General features: G+C 53.0%; 22 protein-coding genes. 8 read left to right on the top strand and 14 right to left on the bottom strand.

What is annotated here, in order from left to right; translation table 11 throughout:
- Positions 1-99 precede the first annotated feature (99 nt).
- The 3 genes from F7C11_RS10495 (at position 100) to F7C11_RS10485 (ending at position 2,290) form a co-directional block, all read left to right on the top strand.
- A complete protein-coding gene (locus F7C11_RS10495; RefSeq protein WP_297093199.1) occupies positions 100-639 on the top strand; it encodes a multiprotein bridging factor aMBF1 in 540 nt (179 codons plus the stop codon).
- 254 nt (positions 640-893) lie between these two features.
- Positions 894-1,355 carry a hypothetical protein gene (locus F7C11_RS10490; RefSeq protein ID WP_297093167.1) on the top strand — a complete coding sequence of 154 codons (462 nt, stop codon included), beginning with the start codon at positions 894-896 and terminating at the stop codon, positions 1,353-1,355.
- Positions 1,331-2,290: an AIPR family protein gene (locus tag F7C11_RS10485; RefSeq protein ID WP_297093165.1), complete on the top strand. Its 960-nt coding sequence runs from the start codon at positions 1,331-1,333 to the stop codon at positions 2,288-2,290. The genes F7C11_RS10490 and F7C11_RS10485 overlap by 25 nt, the downstream gene beginning before the upstream one ends.
- A gap of 318 nt (positions 2,291-2,608) precedes the next feature.
- On the opposite strand, the gene F7C11_RS10480 is transcribed toward F7C11_RS10485, so the two are convergent.
- A complete protein-coding gene (locus F7C11_RS10480; protein ID WP_297093197.1) occupies positions 2,609-3,022 on the bottom strand; it encodes a DUF356 domain-containing protein in 414 nt (137 codons plus the stop codon).
- 143 nt (positions 3,023-3,165) lie between these two features.
- Here F7C11_RS10480 and F7C11_RS10475 point away from each other — a divergent pair, with 143 nt between their 5' ends.
- Positions 3,166-3,738 (top strand): TATA-box-binding protein, encoded by a 573-nt coding sequence (locus tag F7C11_RS10475; protein ID WP_048152114.1) that lies wholly within the window; start codon positions 3,166-3,168, stop codon positions 3,736-3,738.
- A gap of 7 nt (positions 3,739-3,745) precedes the next feature.
- Positions 3,746-4,756 carry a histone deacetylase family protein gene (locus tag F7C11_RS10470; protein ID WP_297093160.1) on the top strand — a complete coding sequence of 337 codons (1,011 nt, stop codon included), beginning with the start codon at positions 3,746-3,748 and terminating at the stop codon, positions 4,754-4,756.
- A 16-nt stretch (positions 4,757-4,772) separates the two neighbouring features.
- Here the strand turns inward: F7C11_RS10470 and F7C11_RS10465 are convergent, their stop codons facing one another.
- The 6 genes from F7C11_RS10465 to F7C11_RS10440 form a co-directional block, all read right to left on the bottom strand.
- A complete protein-coding gene (locus F7C11_RS10465; protein WP_297093158.1) occupies positions 4,773-5,882 on the bottom strand; it encodes an ATP-binding protein in 1,110 nt (369 codons plus the stop codon).
- Between the two features lie 62 nt (positions 5,883-5,944).
- The gene (locus tag F7C11_RS10460; RefSeq protein WP_297504783.1) at positions 5,945-8,284 is read right to left on the bottom strand and encodes an McrB family protein; all 2,340 of its coding nucleotides are present in this window, start codon (positions 8,282-8,284) and stop codon (positions 5,945-5,947) included.
- Entirely contained in the window at positions 8,278-9,903 is a 1,626-nt protein-coding gene (locus F7C11_RS10455) for a DUF2357 domain-containing protein (protein WP_297093156.1), read from the bottom strand. Before F7C11_RS10455 ends, F7C11_RS10460 begins: the two co-directional genes overlap by 7 nt.
- A gap of 56 nt (positions 9,904-9,959) precedes the next feature.
- Positions 9,960-10,574: an indolepyruvate oxidoreductase subunit beta gene (locus F7C11_RS10450; protein WP_297093154.1), complete on the bottom strand. Its 615-nt coding sequence runs from the start codon at positions 10,572-10,574 to the stop codon at positions 9,960-9,962.
- A complete protein-coding gene (gene iorA / locus F7C11_RS10445) occupies positions 10,571-12,511 on the bottom strand; it encodes an indolepyruvate ferredoxin oxidoreductase subunit alpha (RefSeq protein ID WP_297093151.1) in 1,941 nt (646 codons plus the stop codon). The genes F7C11_RS10450 and iorA overlap by 4 nt, the downstream gene beginning before the upstream one ends.
- Positions 12,512-12,522: 11 nt before the next feature.
- Positions 12,523-13,902, bottom strand: a complete 1,380-nt coding sequence (locus tag F7C11_RS10440) for an acetate--CoA ligase family protein (protein WP_297093150.1) — start codon at positions 13,900-13,902, stop codon at positions 12,523-12,525.
- Positions 13,903-14,087: 185 nt separating this feature from the next.
- Here F7C11_RS10440 and F7C11_RS10435 point away from each other — a divergent pair, with 185 nt between their 5' ends.
- Together F7C11_RS10435 and F7C11_RS10430 are read left to right on the top strand one after the other, a co-directional pair.
- On the top strand, positions 14,088-14,762 hold the full coding sequence (locus F7C11_RS10435) for a metal-dependent hydrolase (protein ID WP_297093149.1): 675 nt from the start codon (positions 14,088-14,090) through the stop codon (positions 14,760-14,762).
- 45 nt (positions 14,763-14,807) lie between these two features.
- The gene (locus F7C11_RS10430) at positions 14,808-15,815 is read left to right on the top strand and encodes a cell wall-binding repeat-containing protein (RefSeq protein ID WP_297093147.1); all 1,008 of its coding nucleotides are present in this window, start codon (positions 14,808-14,810) and stop codon (positions 15,813-15,815) included.
- Between the two features lie 75 nt (positions 15,816-15,890).
- Here the strand turns inward: F7C11_RS10430 and F7C11_RS10425 are convergent, their stop codons facing one another.
- The 5 genes from F7C11_RS10425 to speE all read right to left on the bottom strand — a co-directional run bounded on the left by F7C11_RS10425 (position 15,891) and on the right by speE (position 19,270).
- Positions 15,891-16,040, bottom strand: a complete 150-nt coding sequence (locus F7C11_RS10425; protein ID WP_297093145.1) for a nucleotide-binding protein — start codon at positions 16,038-16,040, stop codon at positions 15,891-15,893.
- Positions 16,041-16,107: 67 nt separating this feature from the next.
- Positions 16,108-16,920: a hypothetical protein gene (locus F7C11_RS10420; RefSeq protein ID WP_297093193.1), complete on the bottom strand. Its 813-nt coding sequence runs from the start codon at positions 16,918-16,920 to the stop codon at positions 16,108-16,110.
- Positions 16,921-16,960: 40 nt separating this feature from the next.
- Positions 16,961-17,602: a hypothetical protein gene (locus F7C11_RS10415; RefSeq protein ID WP_297093143.1), complete on the bottom strand. Its 642-nt coding sequence runs from the start codon at positions 17,600-17,602 to the stop codon at positions 16,961-16,963.
- Complete coding sequence (locus tag F7C11_RS10410; RefSeq protein ID WP_297093191.1) at positions 17,602-18,318, bottom strand: creatininase family protein; 717 nt, start codon at positions 18,316-18,318, stop codon at positions 17,602-17,604. Before F7C11_RS10410 ends, F7C11_RS10415 begins: the two co-directional genes overlap by 1 nt.
- An 82-nt stretch (positions 18,319-18,400) precedes the next feature.
- Positions 18,401-19,270, bottom strand: a complete 870-nt coding sequence (speE, locus tag F7C11_RS10405; RefSeq protein WP_297093189.1) for a polyamine aminopropyltransferase — start codon at positions 19,268-19,270, stop codon at positions 18,401-18,403.
- Between the two features lie 96 nt (positions 19,271-19,366).
- Here speE and F7C11_RS10400 point away from each other — a divergent pair, with 96 nt between their 5' ends.
- Positions 19,367-19,870 carry a hypothetical protein gene (locus tag F7C11_RS10400; RefSeq protein WP_297093142.1) on the top strand — a complete coding sequence of 168 codons (504 nt, stop codon included), beginning with the start codon at positions 19,367-19,369 and terminating at the stop codon, positions 19,868-19,870.
- On the opposite strand, the gene F7C11_RS10395 is transcribed toward F7C11_RS10400, so the two are convergent.
- Together F7C11_RS10395 and F7C11_RS10390 are read right to left on the bottom strand one after the other, a co-directional pair.
- Positions 19,864-20,337 carry a pyruvoyl-dependent arginine decarboxylase gene (locus F7C11_RS10395; RefSeq protein WP_297093140.1) on the bottom strand — a complete coding sequence of 158 codons (474 nt, stop codon included), beginning with the start codon at positions 20,335-20,337 and terminating at the stop codon, positions 19,864-19,866. The genes F7C11_RS10400 and F7C11_RS10395 overlap by 7 nt on opposite strands.
- Before the next feature lie 166 nt (positions 20,338-20,503).
- Positions 20,504-21,652 carry a cation:proton antiporter gene (locus F7C11_RS10390; RefSeq protein ID WP_297093138.1) on the bottom strand — a complete coding sequence of 383 codons (1,149 nt, stop codon included), beginning with the start codon at positions 21,650-21,652 and terminating at the stop codon, positions 20,504-20,506.
- Positions 21,653-21,704: the final 52 nt, after the last annotated feature.

Genomic DNA, 21,704 nt, shown 5'->3' with positions numbered 1-21,704 from the left:
TGGAGCCTCTCTATCCTTACCCCGCTCATCAATATAAGCTCATCGAGGGGTTTAAAAAGCCTGACTTCGAGCCTTAAGTGGAGCAAGAAGGTGGTTGAGATGGGGAAAGCCAAGCCTAGATACTGCGAGATATGTGGGGCCCCAATAAGGGGACAGGGCCACAAGATAAGGCTTGAGGGGGCGGAGGTTCTCGTCTGCAATCGATGTTATGAGAAATACGGCGGAAAGAAGCCCGGAACGTTCAGCATCATGCCGACCGGGAGGCAGCCGGTCAGGAGAACCTACTCGCGGCCGTCCAGGCCGAGGCCGTCCAGACCGAGGATCGAGAGGCCGCTCTACACGGAGGAGATAGTTGAGGACTACGCAGAGAGGGTTTACAGGGCGATACAGCGCTCTGGGAAGAGCTATGAAGAGCTGTCCCACGAGATTGGTCTTTCAATGAACGATTTGAGGGCAATAGCCCACGGCTACCGTGAGCCGACGATAAAGGAGGCGCGAAAACTGGAGAAGTACTTCAAGATAACCCTCATCGAGCGCGCCGAGACAGAGATCGAGAAGAAGCCCTCGATTCCCAGGGACTACGAGCCGACCCTCGGCGACATAGCCAACATCAGGATCAAGAAGCGGAAGAAGAAGTGAACGTTTAAATCTTCTTTGACCAACTTCTATACAAAGATTAAGAAATTAGTGAGCTTTTATTTTCCGTTATATCAATTGGGCGCAGAATCTTTGCAATCCATAACAAAATTTATAAAACCTCGACATGCAGTTTGATGCATTATACTAACTCCCCATATTTATCAAAAATCTTTTATAAGGTTGTTATAGATAATATAGTACGGTGGTTATTATGGCTTCAGTATTAGAGGAGATAAAGGAACAAGTATCTAAAATTGCCAGAGAAAAAAAATCTAGACGAGTACATGGCCTTTGGATATTGGTTCCTAGAGGAAGTAGAAGACCTAAGTGAAGAAGACGCTGAGTTAACGATCCTCGACGGTCCTTGGGATCAGGGAAGAGATGCAGTTTATTTTGACGAAGAAAATGAAATACTCAAGATTTATCAGTTTAAATATAGCACGGAACCCTCCTATGTACTATCTGCATTCAAGGATATTCAACGGGCTATCCAAGCGGAGCATAATCTAGACACCAGTCCCATTCATAGAGCAAAAATGCTCCGTTTATATGTTGTCACATTAGCCGATGCAAATGAAAAAGTTCGAGAAGAATACAAAAAAACTAGAAAACGCATTAGGACATGGCTTACTAAACATGGATATAATCTTGATGCTGATATTGAAATATTTGATCTAAAAAATTTGCTCAAATGTTTGAAAAAATATACGGGGTAAATATTAATTTGAAATTTAAATCTTCAATAGTTTTGGATGAAGCAATAATTGGGTTGGTAGATGCCTCTAGATTTAAGGATTTCATTGAGAGGGAGGAACTCTTTGCGTTTAATATTCGAAAATTTTTGGGACTAAGAAAAGGCTCTGTAAACTGGCAGATTAATCAGAGTCTAGAAGATGAGGAAAAAAGAAAGGACTTTTGGATGCTAAACAATGGTATTGTCTGCTTATGTACTGATTTCAGTCAAGGAAACTCTGATGGAACATACAACTTCCAAAACTTCACAGTAGTTAATGGTGCCCAGACTATAACTACAATTGCAAAATTCTTAGAGAGGAATCCCGTGATAGATGAACCTATCTGGGTTCTGGCCAAGGTTATTAAAGTTAGAGAAGATGACATTGAACGGGCATTCCGGCTGACTAAGACCTCTAATACCCAAACACCAACAAATACTAAGGATCTACGGGCAGTTGACATATCCCATAGGAGACTCCAGAAGTGGTTCAAGCAGTACTTTGATATTGAATACATATACCGCCGCGGAGAGAAAGCACATAGTCAAAGCCACATAAAGATGAAAGAGATGGCTCAAGCCTTTGTTGCATATTGGATGCGACAACCCCATGTCGCATTTTCTCGTCCTGGAAAAATTTTTGCTGACTCAGAGTATTATGACGAAATTTTCCCTGCAGAAGATATTGAGGCTCTTAAAAACCATGGCGATGATGCTAGTATAAGAGAATTCCTAATGAGACGTTTGTTCCCATACCTTCTTCTTGTACATATTAGGGAGTACATAACAAGAAGAATTCAAGAGGGTGACGAGAAAAAATGGAGATCTCTATCGTACCACATCGTCTGGGTGTATAGTGAAATATTTGAGACTATTGGAGTGAAGGAAGACATGGGGTTATTGTTGGGAAAACATTAAGAACTCATAGACAGAACTATCGAAGACATCTACGAAGAATTAAAAGGAGCCAGCCAATACATGGGAATAGACATACCTAAAGATCTTAAGTCAGACAAATTCAGCGAAGAGCTAATTAAAATTGGCTTTTTCACGAAGATACCCAAAATCAAAAAAGTAACCGAGACTATTGAAAAAATTTTAACTTAATAAAGCATGGATACGAATGAAAGTACTTTTTCTTCTTTGATTTTTCTCAATAAAAGCATGACTTCTTTTCAGGTGAGAGCGAGAACGTAGTGCACAGAGAATAAACTCAGAGAGGTGAACAATAGAACACTAAAGCTCCTCTAACCCCTCCTCTTCCTCCCTCTTCTTCCTGAGTTCTTCCGCCTTGGTTCTCTTTGGAGGGTGGAAGCCCTTGAGCTTCTCAAAGGTGCTCCAGAGGCGTATTAGCTCCTCCCAGACTTCGGTATCCGGTGGGATCACGAGAACGTGCGCCGGTGGGTGGATGTCCATGAGCCTGCCGATCGCCTTTGCCGGCGGCAGGTCTATCTGGGCGATCACGTGCGCCCTGAAGCGTCTCCTCGGCTTTTCACCGCTTATCTTCTCAAAGGCCCAGTCCGAGAGTGCGGGGGGGATAATCCTTGGATCACCGCGTATCTGCATGCCGCCGTACCGAACCAGATCGGCGAGAGCGATGCTGGCCTTCTGAAAGTTGTCGGTCCTTACTAAAACCATCGTGTTTCTCATAGGCATCACCGTGCTCTCCTTGTGCCGGCACCTTTTAAGCCTTCTCACCGGTGGTTTCATCCGGTCAGCTACCTAAAGCTTTAAAAACTCAACCCGTCTCATTTATAAAGGGTTTTTAAACCCACCATCTGGAGGTGTAAGCCTTGGTCGACATGAGCAATGTAAAGCTCAGAATCGAGAATATCGTCGCTTCTGTGGATCTCTTTACGCAGCTGAACCTTGAAAAGGTTATAGAGATATGTCCCAACTCCAAGTACAACCCCGAGGAGTTCCCTGGGATAATATGCCGCTTTGAGGAGCCCAAGGTGGCGCTCCTCATATTCAGCTCCGGAAAGCTGGTCGTCACCGGCGCTAAGAGCGTCGAGGACATCGAGAGGGCAGTCAACAAGCTCATCCAGATGCTCAAGAAGATAGGCGCCAAGTTCGGAAGGGCACCTCAGATAGACATCCAGAACATGGTATTCAGCGGCGACATCGGTATGGAGTTCAACCTCGATGCCGTTGCGCTCAGTTTGCCAAACTGTGAGTACGAGCCCGAGCAGTTCCCCGGCGTCATCTACCGCGTCAAGGAGCCGAGGGCGGTCATACTGCTCTTCTCCTCCGGAAAGATAGTCTGCTCCGGCGCCAAGAGCGAGCACGACGCCTGGGAGGCTGTCAGAAAGCTCCTCCGTGAGCTGGAGAAGTACGGCCTCATCGAGGAAGAGGAAGAGTGGTGAAACCCTCTTGTCCCTCAGAATCTTTTACTCCCCCATTTTCAGGGAGCACAGACCCGAGGGCTATCATCCCGAGAACCCGACCAGGCTGGACTACGCGATAAGGGGTCTTTCCGAAAACGGGCTGTGGGATGAGGAAAAAATTCTGGAGCCCAGCCCGGCCTCGCCTTCGGATCTCCTTCTGATACACGATGGGGAGTACGTGGAGAGGATTCGGGGGCTCGAAGGGAGCTTCTCGTACCTCGACCCCGACACCTACGTGTCCCCCGGCACGTGGGAAGCCGCTCTCTCGGCAGTCGGTGCGGCGAGGGCTGCGGTTGAGGCGGCAGTGGAGGATAGGGGTCTCTACCTGGCGCTCGTCAGACCGCCCGGACACCATGCTGGCAGGTCGGGAAGGGCCTTCAACGCCTCAACCCTCGGCTTCTGCATCTTCAACAACAGCGCATTTGCGGCTTACACCCTCAAGGAGCGCAGGGGAAGGGCTGTGGTCATTGACTTCGACGCCCACCACGGCAACGGTACGCAGGAGATATTCTGGAACGATGGGGACGTTGTCCACATCGACCTCCACGAGCGCGACATCTATCCTTGGAGCGGCTACGAACACGACATCGGGGGAAGGGGTGCGGAGGGGAGCAAGGTCAACCTCCCGATGCCCCACTACTCCACCGACGATGACTACATCCTCGCGTGGATGGAAATCGTCCTTCCAGTCCTGGAGGAAACGAAGCCCGATGCTGTGGTTGTCTCTGCCGGTTTTGACGGCTTTCTTGGAGAGAGCCTCACGACGCTTAGGCTGACGGAACGGTTCTTCCGCTACGCCGGTGCGACGCTCTCCCGCTATCCCCTGGCCGTCATCTTTGAAGGTGGCTACTCCGTCGGGCTGATGAGGGCCCTCCCCGCCTTTGTTAAGGGGTATCTTGAGGGGAGCGTGGAGGAACGGGGCATCGAGCCCAGTTACGAGGCCATAAGAACGGTGAAAACTGTCCTCGAAATCCAGAGGGAGTTCTGGGGAATATAGCTTACCCGGGGGTAAGTTACTTACCCTGGGGTAAGCTGAGCTTCCTGACCACCTCTTGGACAACGGGATCGGGTATTGCGTAACTCCTTCCGGTCTTTGTCAAATAGCCGTACTTTGTGAGGTTCTTCAATAGGAGGGAGAACTTTGCATCGTTTATTCGCCCTCCTTTGAATTCCAAGTACTCCTTTATGTCGCTCCAGCTCTCATTTCCAAGGGCGACCGCCTTGAGTATCAGCCCGTACCTCCTGCTGTAGGAGAGAAGGGATGATAGCTCCTCCATGACCAGTGCTTGGGCCCGCTGAAACAGCTCTTCAAGGGCGTCCCTCTCGGAGAGTCCCCTCACTCCTCTCAGGTAGCCGTAGGTTGTCAGCCAGCCGGTTATTCCATCAAGTCTGTCGACGACCCTTTCGAGTTCACCCTTGTGGACTTCAACTCTAATCTCCTCAAAGCCTTTGCTTAAAAAGTCCACACTCTGCTCCCGACTGAACCTGTTGAGTGTAATCTCCCGTGCATACCTCCCAAAGAGGGGTTTTTTCGGATTTTCCAGCCCCAGAAAGTCGTAGAGCATTCCAACCTCCGAGCCGGTCAGTGCAAAGGTCAGGGCCGGAAGGTTGTCAACCGCATACGCTATGAGGCCATCGTACTGGATTCCCGAGAGCCTGAGGTACTGGGCTTCGTCGAAGGCGATTATAACCCTTAGGCCTTCCTTTTCGGCCCAGGAGTTTATCCTCTCAAGAATTTCTGCCAAATCCGGTTTTCTCTCAAACTCAACGTGAAGGCCCGAAAGTCTTATTCCCCTCACAGATTCAAGCGCTTTTTCCAGTCTCAGTCTAATGGCCCTGCGGGACGAGACCGTCGAGAGAAGTGAGTCCAGAAGTTTTTTGGCCAGGATCTCCTGAGGTATGGAGCCATGGGTGAAGTACAGAGAGCGGACGTCAATCTTTGCGTAAGGCATCCCGGATTCATTCAGGGAAACGTTGAGCAGTGAACTCTTCCCCAGACGTCTCAATCCGAGCAAGAGAATGAGCCTCTCACCCAGGTTTAGGGCATCTCTGAACTCTTGGAGCTCTGCCTCCCTGTCGTACAAATCCTCACGCCTTGTCTTAGGTTGTAGATCAAACAGCAACTTACCCCACCGTAAGTTACTTACCCCGGGGTAAGTTATAAGGGTTTCGAAGAATGAAAGGTTCAGCTGAAGCTCGCGAAGCCTATCTCGTGGAGCTGCCGGAGCATGCGGAGGACTTTCTTGGCGGTGTGTCTGAAGCGGAAGTTTTCCCTGTAGCTCTCCCAGTTCGCAAGCATCTCAATTATCGCTCCACTACTGATCTTTTCGATATCTCGTGGCATCTTTAGGCTCTTCTCCTGGTTGTTCTCTTTGAATTTTACCCCAAACTCTCCCCTTATACAGGCCTCCAGCACTTTCGTCAAAGGCTTCTCAAGCCTCTTCCTGTTGCCGTGGAATTTGGGTAGGATCTTCATCAGGAGGGCAAGGTCAAAGATTTCGTTATCGTTCTTGAATTTAACGATGCCCGCCTCCTCGCTTTCCTTTGCGCTCTTGAAGAAGAGGGCAATCTCGTCAACAACCCGGTAGCCGAAGTGCATGTCGTAGGGTTTGAGAAGGGCGTTAAGCCGGATGAGGATTTGCCAGTACCCGGTATCTTTCAGCTTTTTGATGGCCTCGTTTATTTCTTCTTTCGAGCGGGCGAGGAACTGGCCATCCCTGCCACGAATGTCTTCCAGTATTGTTTCCCTTAAGGCTCCGAGAGCTTCGGAACTCAGTTTGCCCTTCCCATCTGGAGGATATGCCTCAAGCTCGACATCGTGGAACTCTACTGTGAAAGCCCTGTCGAGAACCTTGGGACTAAAAGAGTAAGTAGTCTCGTCCATGTTCACCGTCCCAATGATGTAGAGGTTGGGCGGGAGGAAAAGTTTCTTAGGGATGCCCTCTTTCTCTTCAATCTCGTCAATATCGTGAAGCCGCAGGGGTTCCCTTGTGAATCCGTCCTCATCCCTTCCACTCTCAAGGACGCTGAGGAAGTCGGCGAAGTAGTACTCAACGTGAGCTAAATTCATCTCGTCGAGGAGGATGAAGTACGGGAGAGCTTCGTCCCAGTTGTCCTCGTAATCCTTAACGGCCTGTAGTATGAATTCAAGCAGACTGGTCTTATGGTATGCCTTTGTTAGGGGGTTGTAATAGCCGAGAAGAGCATTTGAATCCCTCCAGTCCGGGCGCACGGAAAGGAAGAGGAAGTTTTCTCCACTCGAATCAAGAAGCTCTGCGAGCTCCTGAACTATCTTTGTCTTTCCGGTCCCAGTAAGGCCGGAGAGGATGACGAAGCCTTTGGTTTTGAGGGCTGTGTAGAACTGAGAAACGAGGTGTTCGTGATAGAGGTAGCCCTTTGAGGCAAGGTAGTCATTTAGCAAATAATTCGGCAGCGTGTGCTCTTCCTCATACGGCATCCCCTGAAGTTTATCCCTGCCCATCTTCAGGAGATAAAACGCCACCTCGAACAGATTTGACACCCCTACTTCGTGGGATGCATACTTTATTCTGCCCAGCAGGTTTTCGTATTCATCAAGCTTGAGCTTTGACGCTTTCTTCTTGAGTCCCAACAACTTGGAGCTCGCAGGATTTAAAATGCCCCTCATCTCCTTATCACTGCCCCACAGGGGCATAAGTGTCTCCGGATAAACCAGCGCCGCTAGGTTTATGATGCCCAGCATGCTGGTTCCTTTTATTTTGTGGGAGTACTCTCGCACGAGCTGTATCGCATTCTCAGGAGACGTCTCCATTAGCGCCCTCAAGAACTCTCTAAGCCCATCCGGGTCTCCTCTGTCACTGACTCCCCCCGCAACAAACCAGAGCAGGCGCCCGGCATCCCCATCTGTGTCTGAAGGTAGGCTTAATTCGCCAGACTCGCCTTTAGCGAACTTAATCACTTCTTCCCGGGCCTTCTCGATTAGGGGCTTTCCTTTATTTTCCCATTCCCTCCAGTAAAGAGTTTTCATACCCCTTAAAGCTTCGATTAGAGGGTCATTCTCTCTATCAAAACATAGACTTTCTTCGAACGTGGCAATACTACTGCCAAGGAGCGAGTGCACACCTAGCATCATATTTAGGCTCTCCTCTTTCTGGGCTTCCCCAAAAGCATCCAGAGACATCTCTTTTCCCAGCATCACCCTGCGGTCAAGCCGTATGATAGAAAGGCCCCTCTCCTTTAGGGACTTAATTGTGTCCTCCCCGAGTAGTTTAATTAACGTCCGCTCACTGGCGTTGACAGAGAAACAGGAAACGGCAAGTCCGTACCTAATCTTTTGAGTTCTTAAATAAATTGTCCACATATAGGAGATCTCATACCTTCTTTTGTTTACATACCTGTGCCACAGATCGAATTTAACCTCAACAACCTGGTGCTCATCGAAGTACCTTATTTTTGAGGGCTTGAGCGTTTCTCCTTGCACCTTTCTTAAAAATTCCCCGGATATTTCATTTAGGAGATTCTCCGCATCTTCTCTGGTGACTACCATATTTCCACCTCCGGAACAAACCTCAAATAACCAACGCCACTCAGTTCTCCAATCAAAACTTCCTCCAGGGTGAATTTCTCAACCTTACCTCCCTTTACATCAAAAAACAAACTTTTCTTCCCGGGATAAACCACGACCGCAAACCTACATCCAAGAGCGTCTCTGTAAGTGTGCATCTTGTAAACATCCTCCAGCTTTGCCCAAGTCTCGTAATTCCTCTTTTCCCCGGCGATTTCGGCCTCTTGGTCGAATTCTTCTATTTCCTTTGGCTCATCCACCACATCAAGCTTGAACTTCGCATCGAAGACTCCAATGAGCTCTGCACCCCTTTCTGGATCGCCGCTAAAGAGCGAGAAGTCCGGCCTTAACGTCACCGAGTAGCTCCACCTCCCTGGAGTCAACCGCTTGTTGTAGTAGAGCCTCCAACCGTTGTCGAATTCAGCGTAGACATCTCCCCTCTCGGAGAGCTCACCCGCAGGAAGCACATGGATTTTGAGCTCTTTCTTTCCAAGAATCTCTCCGAGTTCGTCAACGAGCCTGAAGAAGGCCCAGTACTCGTAGAGTTTGGCGATGTCCTTATTGTCTATCGCCCTCTGCAGCTCCTCGAAGAAAGGAAGGTAGGAAGTAAACTCCCTGTAAAGCTCAAGCAGATCGCGGTAGCCGTCACCCTTCAAAAGAGTCTGGGAAGTGTAGGGAAAGAGCTTCATCTCGCCAACGTCTTCCCAGAGTCCATCGCTTCCTATGAACTCAAGCTCTCCGAGAAGTTCTTTAATCGGCTTCAAATTTGCCGTCTTTTCATTCTTTTTATCGAAGGTCTCTATAACTCTCTCGCTCCACTCAATGAGTAGGTTGAGGAAATGCTTTACGAACCGATTCTCTGGAGTGTCGAAGCTTTCATACTTTCTGTATCCCAAGACCCTGGTTGGAGCATGGCCGTTCAGGTAATCCGCTATCAGAACACCCTCCCCCGCGGGGGCCAAGTATTCTGGGTGCTGGACGATTGAGAGGATAGCTTCTGGAGTTATCTCGTCCACCTCGTCCGTCCTCATCCATTCCTCTTCAACCACAAGCTTCCGCTTCATTCTGCGGAGTACAGTCTCAAAGGCCTCGATGATTCTTTCACGGTTCGAGCGGAGGAAGTGATAGGCGAAGAGTTCGTTGATCGGCTCGTCGCTCTCTACGGTCGAGAAACCGGTTGGGGCCTCCAGAGAGAAGGGAATGCTGGACGAGATTTCCAGAAGGTTCTCCGTCAGAGTGTTTGCCAGAGACTCAAAAGCCCCCACAAGCCTTTCAACCTTATCGGAATGCACGCATTTCTCGGGGCCCAAAACCCCGAACATCTGGCCTATCTTCTTCGACAAAACGAGGATGGGTAATCTACCTCCATCGTCGAATCTGACCTCAGAAATGCCCACATAGTTTGAGAATTTAACGAGGTAACCATCCCCGAGTTTTTGAACGTCCAAACCTGGTATCTCGAAGCTGCGGGATGATTTCACGTAGTAGTCCACCCACTCAAAAAGAACTAGCCTCATCCCGTCGTAGAACGCCCAGGGGCACTCCTCTTTAGAGTGTATCTCAAAGCCATCCAGAACCTTTTGAACAGGCTCCCAGGGCATTCTAGCACCTTATGTAATTCGTCATAAAAAGTTAAAAATGTTGCGAAGTAGGGCATTCAAAGCCCCAGAATCTCCTTCGCGGCTTTAATTCCGAGGTCGAAGGCCTTCATGTTCATCTCCACGGCCTTCGGCGGGACACTGAGCCTTATCACTTCTCTGACGTGCTCCGCATCGAGCGGAAACTCGGGGATCTGCGTCAGAGCGCCGATAAGGACAGTGTTGGTCGTGACGACGTGGCCGGCCTTTATGGCGAGATCTTCTGCGTTGAATCCAATCCACTTGGCCTTGAAGTCCTCTTCCACGATCTTCTTTATCTCCTCCAGCTCTGGGTAGCGGGCCTTGCCCATCGAGACCTGGACGGGAACGATGGGCTTGGTGTTGACGACGACCATCCCGCCCTCCCTGAGGTGGTTGATGTACCTCAGAGCTTCCACCGGCTCGAAGCCGAGTATAACGTCCCCCTTGCCCTCGGGAACCATCGAACCGTAAACCTCTTCGCCGAAGCGGACGTACGAGACGACGCTTCCAAAGCGCTGGCTCATGCCGTGAACCTCACCCATCCTCACCTTGTAGCCGGCGTGAAGGGCGGCCCAGCCAAGGATGTTGGCGGCCGTAAGGACACCCTGGCCGCCGACACCGGCGATGACTATGTTGTACTCCTTAACCTTCATTCCTCTCCCTCCTCCACGGGCTTGAAGGCATCGAACGGACAGACCTGAGCACATCCACCGCAGCCCCAGCACATACTGGGCTCTATCCTCGCCTGCTTCTTTTCCTCGTCCCAGTAGATGGCCGGACAGCCGTAGGCGTTGATACAGACCTTACAGCCGGTACAGGCATCCTCGTCGACGTAGTATATCGGCCACTTCTCGCCCCTGCGCCTCATCTGGCCTATCTTGTAGAGGGCACACACCTGCCTCGACACGACGACGCTGACTCCCTCGACCTCAAGGGCCTTCTTCATGACTTCGTAGGTCTTCTTTATGTCGTAAGGGTCAACGACCTCGACGAAGTCGGCGCCCATCGCTTTAGCGACGTCCTCTATCGGTATCCTCTTGCCCATGCCGTGGGGCGTCTGGCCGGTGCTCGGGTTCGGCTGGTCGCCCGTCATTGCCGTGACGAGGTTGTCGAGGACGACTATGAGTACGTTGGAGCGGTTGTAGATTGCGTTGGCCAGTGCCGGAAGGCCGGTGTGGTAGAAGGTCGAGTCGCCTATGGTGGCCACTATGACCTTCTTCTCCTTCTTCCTCTGCTCCTCGCTCAGGGAACCGTGCTGGGCTATCTCAAGGCCGTGGGCGATGCCTATTGAGCCTCCCATCGCGACGGTGGTGTCAACCGCGTTGAGCGGCGGGAGGAGACCGAGGGTGTAACAGCCAATGTCGCTCGGGTAGATGCCCCTGGCGCGGGTGGCCTTCTTTATGGCGTAGAAACTGTTCCTGTGGGGACAGGCCGGACATAGGCTCGGCGGCCTCGGCGGGACTATCTCCAGGGCCTTGCTGTACTTGGCGTCGAGCTCCTCGTAGTTGAGTGGCATCTCAATGCCGAGGAACTTGGCTATAGCTGTAACGGCCCTCCTGGTCGTCATCTCGTAGACCCTGGGCACAAGGTCTTTGCCGTGTATCGGTATCCTCAGGCCTTTGTCGTAGGCCCAGGTCTTGACCTGCTCCTCGACGACGGGTTCGAGCTCTTCAACTATGAGAACCTTCTCAAGGCCGTCCATGAACTTTTCAAGAAGACCGTAGGGGACCGGGAACGGAGTTCCGAGCTTGAGGATCTTCACGTTTTCGACGCCGAGCCAGTGGAGGGCTTCCTTCACGTACGCATAGCTCAGTCCCGGGGCTATAATGCCGACCTTGGCGTTCTCGTCTCCCTCTATCCAGTTAAAGGGCATGTCGTTGAACTCTTCCCGGATCTTCTCGATCTTCTCCAGGATTATGGGGTGGAAGCGCCTCGCGTTTGATGGAACGTCGACGAACCTGTTCGGGTCTTTTTTGAACTTCCCGAACTTTCTCTTTCCGGCCTTTATCTCCTCCGGCAGCTCGCCGAGGACAACGTCACCCCTCGCGTGGGAGGTTCTGGTGGTAGTTCTGAGAATAACGAAGTGCTTGAACTTCTCGCTGAGCTCAAAGGCGTACTTCGTTATCTCCTTTGCCTCGTGGGGAGAGCTCGGCTCAAGAACCGGGACGTTGGCGAACTTCGCGTAGACCCTCGTGTCCTGCTCGTTCTGGCTGCTCCACATGCTCGGGTCGTCTGCGACCATTATGACGAATCCGCCTTCCACCCCCATCCCGACGGAGCTGAGGAAGGTGTCTGCCGCGACGTTGAGACCGACGTGCTTCATCGCCGTCATTGCCCTAAGGCCGCTCCAGGCAGCGGCCAGGGCCGTCTCGAAGGCGACCTTCTCGTTGGTGGAGTACTCCATGTAGACACCGGCCTTCTTGGCGACGATGGCCATTGTGTCGGTCAGCTCCGAGCTCGGGGTTCCCGGATAGGCGGCGTAGACAGCTATGTTTGCCTCAAGCGCACCCCTCGCTATCGCCTGGTTGCCGAGCAGGAGAACCTTCTCCCCCGGCTTGTCCCATAAAACCATGTCGGTAACCTTCGCCATCCAAAATCACCTCATTCCTCTTCCTCCAATACTCCCCTAGCCTTTGAAAACTCGACGAGGGCGTAGGCTGCAGCGGCGACGTCCTCCGGCCTCTCGTAGCTTGGAATGCCTGCCTTCTCAAGGACCTCCTTCGCGGGCTCGCTCACGTAGCCTGCCATGAACAGGCCGAGAACCGGCTTGCTGTTGTTGACCTCTTTAACAGCCCTCACAACGCCCTCCGCGTGCTCAGTTGGCGTCATGCCCGCGAAGGTCGGAACGACGCATATGCTTATGAGCATGTCAACGTTGGGGTCCTCAAGGAGGAGCTTTGCCGTTTTGTAGTAGTCCTCCCCGCGGGCGCTTGCGATCATGTCGACCGGGTTCTTCACGGCGGCCATCGGTGGAAGGAACGACCTGAGAGCCTCAATTGTCTCTTTCTCAAGGTCGGCGAGCTTTAGTCCGCGCTTGTCTATCTCGTCCGCGGTGAGGACTCCCGGCCCGCCTGCGTTGGTCATTATGGCGACGCGCTTGCCCTTCGGCAGTGGCTGGGTGAAGGCGCGGGCCATGCTGAGCATATCGTCTATCGTATCGGCGACTATGACGCCGCTCTGCTTGAAGGCCGCCTCGTATATCCTGTAAGAACCGGCGAGAGAACCCGTGTGGCTCGAAGCGGCTCTGGCCCCGCTCTCGCTCTTGCCTGCCTTGAGAACTATGACCGGCTTCTTCTTGGTGACGCGCTTGGCTATCTCCATGAAGGCCCTTCCGTTCTGCAGGCCCTCGATGTAGAGCGCGATTGCCTTGTCCTCCTCCGTATCGGCGAGGTACTCCATGAACTCGGCGAAGTCCACATCGGCCATGTTGCCTATGCTGACGAACTTGGAGAAGCCTATTCCCTCCTTGACCGTCTTGTATACTATGCCCGCTCCAAGGGCGCCACTCTGGCTTATGAAGGCTATGTCCCCCTTCTTCGCGTTGGTCACGAAGGTCGCGTTCATGGAGTTGTGGGTGTTCATTATACCGACGCAGTTGGGGCCGACTATGCGCATGCCGTATCTGTGGGCTATCTCAACGAGCTCGCGCTCTTCTCTCTTGCCCTCCTCTCCGACCTCACCGAAGCCGGCCGTTATGAGGATTATTCCCTTGATGCCCTTCTCGCCGCAGTCGATTACCGTCTGCTTGACAAAGCGCTTGGGAACGACGACAACTGCCAGGTCAACCTCGTCCGGGATGTCCTTTACGTTCTTATACGCCCTGACTCCCTGAACGACCTCGTCCTTGACGTTCACGGGGTAAACCTTACCGTCTTTGTAATCCTTAAGGTTCTTGAAGACCTCGTAGCCAAGTTTGAGCGGGTCGTTGGATGCTCCAATAACAGCTATACCCTTTGGCTTGAAGAAGTAATCAAACGTCATCACATCACCGGCCTAAAGTCTGTGGGATTCTATATAAGCTTTCCTAAAAAGGACAGCGAGGCAAATATGAGCACGGACGGGGAAAAGTAAAGCTCTGATGGGCTAAAAAGGACACCACTGTGCATATTTTGTGCCGTCGAAAGACTTAAGTAAGTTCTGGTTATTATATCCGTCGGGGTGGTATCATGGTGAAGGTGAAGTTTCTGGGCCACGCTGCCTTTCTGATCGAGGGTAGCAGGAAGATCCTGATAGACCCGTTCCTGACAGGAAACCCGGCGGCCGCTGCCAAGCCCGAGGAGCTTGAGGCAGACCTGATCCTCATAACCCACGCCCACGGAGACCACGTCGGCGATGCGGCCGCGATAGCCAGGAGAACCGGGGCAAAGATAGTCGCCATGTACGACATAGCCAACTACCTCGTTGAGAGCGAGGGCGGCATAACCACCATCGGCATGAACTACGGTCCGACGGAGGTTGACGGGGTTAAGATCGTCCAAGTTCCGGCCTGGCACTCCAGCAGCGACGGTAAGTACAGCATAGGAAGCGCCTGCGGCTACATCGTCGAGCTCGACGGCGTCAGGATCTACCACGCCGGCGATACCTACGTCTTCAGGGACATGGAGCTCTTCGCCGAGCTTTACGGGCCGATAGACGTTGCCCTGCTCCCGATAGGCGGCCACTTCACGATGGGTGTCAGGGAGGCGGCAAAGGCCGTTGAGTTCCTCAAGCCAAGGAAGGTCGTGCCGATGCACTACAACACCTGGCCCCCGATAGCAGCCGACCCCGAGGAGTTCAGAAAGCTGGTTGGGGATAAGGCAGAGGTGGTAATCCTCAAACCCGGGGAAACCCTGGAGCTTTGAAAAACCTTTTAAGGAGCTTCCCCTACCCTTTTTTCAGGTGATGGAATGATTAAAAGGGCCTTGGCGTTGGCGCTCATCCTGCTGGTATTCTCATCTTTCATCCTTCCCTTCTCCTCCGCCCAGCAGGGCGGAGGTGAGAAGCCCGAATACGATTTAATAATAGTCCGAAACGACGACATGATTGACTACATCGTCGCACTCCCCTACGCGAAGATGCTCGACGTTCCTATTCTCCCAGTTAACCCAAAAGAGCTTGATCCGGGCACCATAGTCCAGCTCCAGAGCTACGCTCAGTTCGGATGGAACCACGTGCTCATAATAGGCGACTCCCAGGCCGTCAGCGACAACGTCCAGGACGAGCTGCTGAACATGGGCTTCATCGTCGAGAGGATAGGGGGCGCGGTTAGGACGGAGACCGCCGCAAAGCTGGCGCTTCACTTTTATCCTAACGGGGCCGACATAGTCGTCGTCGCCAGCTCCAGCGACTACGGTTCGGCACTGGCGGCGGCGAGGTGGGCGATGATATACGGCTACCCGCTCCTCCTAACCCAGGAGGATGCCCTCTCGGATTCGACGGCCAACGCGATAAAGAAGCTCAACCCGGAGCTCGTGGAGCTGATGGGTGCAGGCATGTCCAAGGACGTCCAGAAGAAGATAGAGGAGATGGGCTATCAGACCTACTGGGTCAAGGAGAACCTGGAGATAAGGCTTCCGGAGCAGCCCAAGGAGACCAACTGGGTGCTGATAATAGCTGCGGTGATACTTTCGCTCGCCGTTGCGATTCCGGTCTCCCTGTACTATGCAAAGAAGCGCTGGGCGGCCAACAGGGTCCCCATCGAGGTGCTGACCGAGAAGGAGCGCATAGTGGTCAAGGCAATCCTTGAGAAGGGGGGCGTTATCAAGCAGGAGGAGTTGCCGGAACTCACGGGCTACTCCAGACCGACTATAAGCAGGATCATTCAGGAGCTCGAAAAGAAGCAGCTCGTCGAGAGGGAGAAAGTCGGGAAGACCTTCATCGTCAAGCTCACGAAGGAGATAATCCTCAGGGAGTAACGGTCGGCAAGCCCGAAACCGCTCATCACTTTTTCAGACCTGGCCGTTCTCCTCATCCCGAAGAAAAAGGAAGAGTCACTTCTTGAAGAGATGGCCGTGGGACTTGTTCACGTGCCTCGTGTAGTCCTTGGAGTTCCTGAAGAGCATACCACAGCGCGGGCAGCGGTAGTAGCGGGTGCCGTCGCGGTCATAGAATATAACCGCCCTCAGCTCCGCCACTGCCACCACCTCCGGCGTTAGGTGAGAAAAGCCCTTTTAAAATTTTACGGAGGGGAAATGCTGGAAAGAAGAATCAAACCCATATCCTGTTGCCCTTAACCTTCAGGTAGCCCAGTGTTTGGAGCTCCTTGAGGAAGTCCTCTATGGCTTCCTCATCGAAGTATATGTTGAGCCTTTCGTGCTCGCCCTCGACGACTATGGGCTCCCTCTCAAGCAGGGCGTCTATGAGGTCGTTCTTCTTCCTGTGTTTCTTCGCCAGCTCCAGGATTACGTCCGCCAAAACGGAGCGGGCTATGCCGTCGAACATCGCCTCGACTATGCTCTCCTCAGTGGCGTACTCCCCGGCTATCTCAAGGGCCGCCTCGACCAGCTCCCTGTCGACCTCCATCACCTCGACGAAGTACCTCTTCTCCATCGTGTACTCGGTTATCATTCCCGTTTCAAAGCGCTTCTCAAACTCCTCAAGGTACTCCTCGACCTCGTCTATAGGGAAGCGGAGCTCCACCCGCAGGGACCCCAGGGCTGGTTTTTTCACGAGCACCAGCTTTCCGTCCTCTTCAACCACCGCGCCGCTCTCTATCAGTGCCGTGAGTACGAGAAGCCTCCCCAAATCCGACTCGTCAAACAGTCCGTCGAGGGCTTTCTCTTGACCGGGCTCCCAGTTCCCAATTATCTCCTCAAACGCGAACTTCAGCTCATCGAGGCTCTCCTGCAGGGGCCCTATCCCCTGGGCATTTTCGACGAGCTCTGCGTAGGTGCCCTCCACAACGACGTAGTGGGAGATCTGGGGAGTTACCTCCTCACGGGTTCTGTTCATTATCCCCGCCCTGCTAAGTTCCCTCGAAAGGGCGTTCATGTCATCTTTACTCAGAACTTCCAACCTCAACCGTCTCACCGGATAGAGAAGGACGGGAGGGGTTATAACCTTAGCCCTCCACAAGGGTGGACAGGAGGGCCCTCAGGGGCCTGTTGCCGAGAATCGACAGCGTTTCCCTCACGTCTTCCTCCATTTCCGGGCGGTATGTGGCGTACAGGTACAGGGCGTAGGCCATGACCTTCGGGTCTCCCTCCTTTGTTTTTTCCACGGCCTCCGCAAGTAGGGGGTTGTTGAGGAGCTCCTCGGCGAGATTCTCCATGGCCTTTCTGTCGTCTTTTTCAACGGCCTCGCGCAGGGGCTGGTAGAAGAGGGAAAGCACAAGTCTTGCGAGTCTTTCCCGCTCCTCGAGCTCGTCCATGGGTGTCTTTGGTTCCTCCCTCCTGCTGAGGTAGTAGTAGGCCAGTGGAAGGACGATCACAACGAGCACTATGAGGAGATACGGGAGAAGGGGGAAGTTGAACCCGTAGGGGAGGCGGTGGCTGATGGCCATGAGCGCGAGGAATCCGAGGAGAACCCAGACTGCCATCAGGAGAAGGTAGTAAACCGAGTAGTCCTTTCTCTGGAGTGCCCTGTATTTGGAGGGGGCACCTATCTGGTCAAGGTATCGGAGCCTTTCCTCCGCCAGCTCCATCTCGGCCCGCAGACGCTTTATACGCCTATCGATCTCCTCAAGAACCTCTTCCCGTCCCATCACGTATCCCCCGCTATAAGACGGGCTATCTTTTCACTAACGACGCTCAGGATCGCCTCCCCCTTCTCCGCCGTCGCCAGGGAGGGGTCGTCGTTCACACCGTCGGGGAACAGTTCCCGTCCTATGTCCTTTTTGATTACCCTCACCTTTGAACTTCTCTTTTCTCCCTGGGCGTTCTCCATCTTCACGAGCTCCGGCCTTATTGCCAGCATCACAGACGTCTCGTCCTGGCCGGCATGTCCCTGGCTGGAGCATATGCTCAGTATGTCCTCGCGGAAGTCCAGCCACCAGTTTATGAGCCAGACCTCGGTCTCAGGGAACTCTCCGGCAACTTCCTCTGCCGCGAGAACCAGCGGCGAGTAGTTCCCACCGTGCCCGTTGAGAAGAACGATCCTCCTGAACCCTTCGGCGGCGAACTCTTTCATTATCTCGCGAACGTAAGCCTTGAGTGCCTCGGCGGCCACGTTTATGGTTCCAGGATATACATCGAGAACGAAGGTATGCCCGTACCATATCGGTGGCGCTATGAGAACTTCAACCCCCAGCCGGTGGAGTCTCTCCTCAACCCGCTTTGCTATCTCGACAGGGGCAAAGACATCGGTTCCAAGGGGCAAATGCCTTCCGTGGGCTTCAACACTCCCCACTGGAATCATAACTGTGTCAACACGCTCCTTGATGCCCTCGAATTCGGGCCATGTTAGCTCCTCTATCCTCATGAGTATCCCTATCGCCCTTGGGAGTGAATCCTCATAAGCCTTTTCTATGCCCGGGGAAAGGAGAGGGAAAAGGGGGAGGACGTTACTGGGTTCCTTCAAGGAGGTCCCTGACGTATTTCGGCATCTGGAAGAGCGTCTCATGCCTCTCCGGGTCGTAGTAGTACAGCTCCAGTTTTTTCGCCCGCTCCAGGTCTATCCTTGTGAAGTCAACGTCCCCCTTAACTCCGACGAGGAAGCTCCAGGGGGATGCGTAGCCGATCACCGGGAAGCTGAAGTAGTAAACCCGGTCAAAGACCCTCTTCATGGCCTTATAGGCATCGAGGAGCTCGTTCGTGAAGAGGTAGACGCTCCCGGCCTGGGTGATGTAGATTCCCGGATCGTTCAGCCTCTCGTAGGCCTCCCGGTAAAACTCCTCGCTGAAGAGGAGCTTCGCCGGGCCAACGGGATCTGTGGAGTCGACTATGATTACGTCAAAGCGTTCCTCCGTCTCCCGGAGGTATCTCACACCGTCCCCAATTATGAGCTCGGCCCTCTGCTCCTCGTTCTTTATGAGCCTATCGAGCAGGTCTTTGGCGACATCGAGGTAGAGGTATGAGGCTTCAACCACGCCGTCGTCTATCTCGACCATCGTGGCTTTCTCAACGGTCTCGTGCCTCAGAACCTCCCTGAGTGTCCCGCCGTCACCGCCACCGATGATGAGAACCCTCCGCGGGTTCGGATGTGCGAGCATGACCGGATGAACCAGCGGTTCATGATAGCTCTCCTCGCCGACCTCCACGAGCTGAACCGTACCGTCGAGAACGAGGAGCTTACCGAACCCCTCGGTTTCGTACAGCTCAAGCCTCTGATACTTTGTCTGGGTCTCAAACAGCCTCTCCTTGACCTTAAAGCCGACACCGTAACCGCGAGGGTACCACTCTATGAAGGCTCTCTCCTTTTCGTTGAATCCCATGAGTCTCACCGTCCTTAGGTAGGATGAGGGGTTTTAAACCTTGGGGTTTAAGGGCACCGGGAATACTTTTATAAGTAAGTTATGTACTAAGAATTTGTGACGATGTGGTGGAAGAAAGTCCATAAGGAGCTCCTGGAGTTCCTTGAGGACTCTGTGTCGGAGATACACAAAGAAATGCGGTACGGCGTCCCACATGTTGTGGGAGAAATAAGGTTTTCCGGGGATGAACCACACGTTGAGCTTTCCCTTATAACCTTCAACGGGAGCAGGCATCCGCTGGCGTTTAGCGATGGGGATTCTGTCAAATTCATGTATCCCGTTGAGGATACCAACCCGTATGTGGCCTTCCTGGAGATTATGAACTTCTTCGAGAGAACGTTCGGCGATTCACGCTTCAGGCTCGTCCTTAGAGCATCCCCAGTGGAGTTCCTTGGGGGCATCGGGCTTGAGGTTCTGTGGACGAACGAGTACCTGATCGATGGGGCTGAGTTCGTCCAGGTCTGGGCGGTTTCTGGGACGGCCAGATACAACGTTCTCTTTGAGAAGAGGGGGAAAGGGTTCGTTCTGAGGGATATAAAAAGGATTGGTGGACCTCAGTAGGGGAACATCACGACCGCGGCTATTGCAGCAGCCGGCTTGTCCTTAACGGTTATGCTCGCGCTTGCGACCTTGAACTCGGCCAGCTTCCAGCCCCTCTGCCTGAACCCCTCTTCGACCATCTTCCTGACCATCTCCTCAGCCTCTTCCTTGGTGCAGTAGCCGGAGTACTCGTAGATGAGGCCTCCCTCGTTGCCCTCGCTGATGCCTATCCCCAGGGCGGCGCTGATGGTCATGCCCGGCTCGTCGCTCTCGATGTGGGCATACACCGTCGGAAGGAGCATCCCTATCGGGACGTCGTGAACCTCATCGATCCACTCTATGTGGGCTGGGATCACGCTGCTCAGCTTGACGAGATTTACGTTTCCTATCCCAAGCTTGAGGAGTGCGTTGTCAAAGGCGTTGAGCTTGGTCCCTCCCTCCGCGGCGGCGGCACCGATAAAAGCTCTCTTGGGGGTTGTCCAGCTCATCTCAGCTTCCTCCTTTCTTTTCTCACACGTTAGACGATTACAGGCTAAAGTAAAGGTGTGCCTACTCGCTAATTAGAGCCGGGCTTAAAAACGTTTCGCTATATTGGAAAGGGGGAAGCACGGGTGTTCTTGGGGTTGAATAGCCGCCCACATCCCCAAATTCGCCTCAAGCTGCGCTTTCGGAGGATTTCGATTGGTAATTGCTGACCGCCCTTCCCAGAGTGGCCGAGGTGAAGATTCCAAGGACGCTGGCGAGGGATGCCATTGCGTACATATGCTGGCTCAGAACACCCGAAACGAAGCCTATTTCACCGACGAGCAGGCCAAGAACGCCGAAGCTGGCTATTCCTGCCCCCCTTACTATTGACGTTGAAACATCCCTGTGCCTCACGAGGGCCGAGGAAAGGAGCAGCCTCACCGCGTACACGAGGACGAAGAACTCTATGACCACGAAAGACAGCTCGGTCTCGAAGTTAAGGCCGCGCCATGCAAAGAATATCGGGGCGAAGATGCCGTAGGTAACGCCGCTGACGATGGTTGTGAGCCTGTCGTACTGCTTCGTTCCGACCAGGTCACTGTGCATCATGAGGCCAGCCATGAACCCGCCTATACTGAAGTGGAGACCTATCTCATCGCTGATGAATGCCAGAGACGTTGAAAGCACCATGAAGAGGCCGAAAACCGCCTCATCGCTCTTGAGCCTGCGGAGGAAGCGTATTATCATGACCTTGTGCTTTATTCCTATTATGTAGTTGATGTACATGAGGACGCCTATGAAGACCGCATCCTTCAGTATGCTCTCGACGACGGGCATGTAGTCTCCGGGAGTTTCGTGTATCCTTACCATCACGTATACTATGAATAGGCTCATTATCTCGCTTATAACCGCGTAGGAGAGGGCGACGTGGATGAAGTCCTCCCCAAAGAACCTCTTGAGTCTCAGGACTATGGGGGCTGACGCAGTTGAAATTATTGCGGCAACGATGAGGGCGTCGGAGTTGAGCTTCCATCCGGTGAAGGGCAGGGTCACAAGCAGCATGACCAGATACGTGACCACGTAGAGAGGCAGGGTCTTCTTCCCGGCGTAGTGGAGCTCCTCGGGGGTCACCTCAAGGCCTGCCGAGATCATGAGGAAGAACAGGCCGAGCTCGGCCATGAGGAGCATCTGATCCCTCGGCATCTCCAGTAGGATGGCGCTGAGTATCATTCCTGCCGTTATCTCGCCAAGAAACCCGGGATAGCCCAGCCTCTCAAAGCCTTCAGCCAAGAGCCTTGCGAAGGCTATGATCACGAAGACGTACCCTATGATTTCCATGCTGGTTCATTACGGCGGTGGGTTAATAATTCTTCCGCCCGGCAAGGCTTTT

The organism is Thermococcus sp. (genome assembly GCF_015521605.1).
Lineage (GTDB): Archaea > Methanobacteriota_B > Thermococci > Thermococcales > Thermococcaceae > Thermococcus.
Note: the sequence above shows the minus strand (reverse complement) of the source record. Positions and strands in the feature narration are given on the sequence as shown.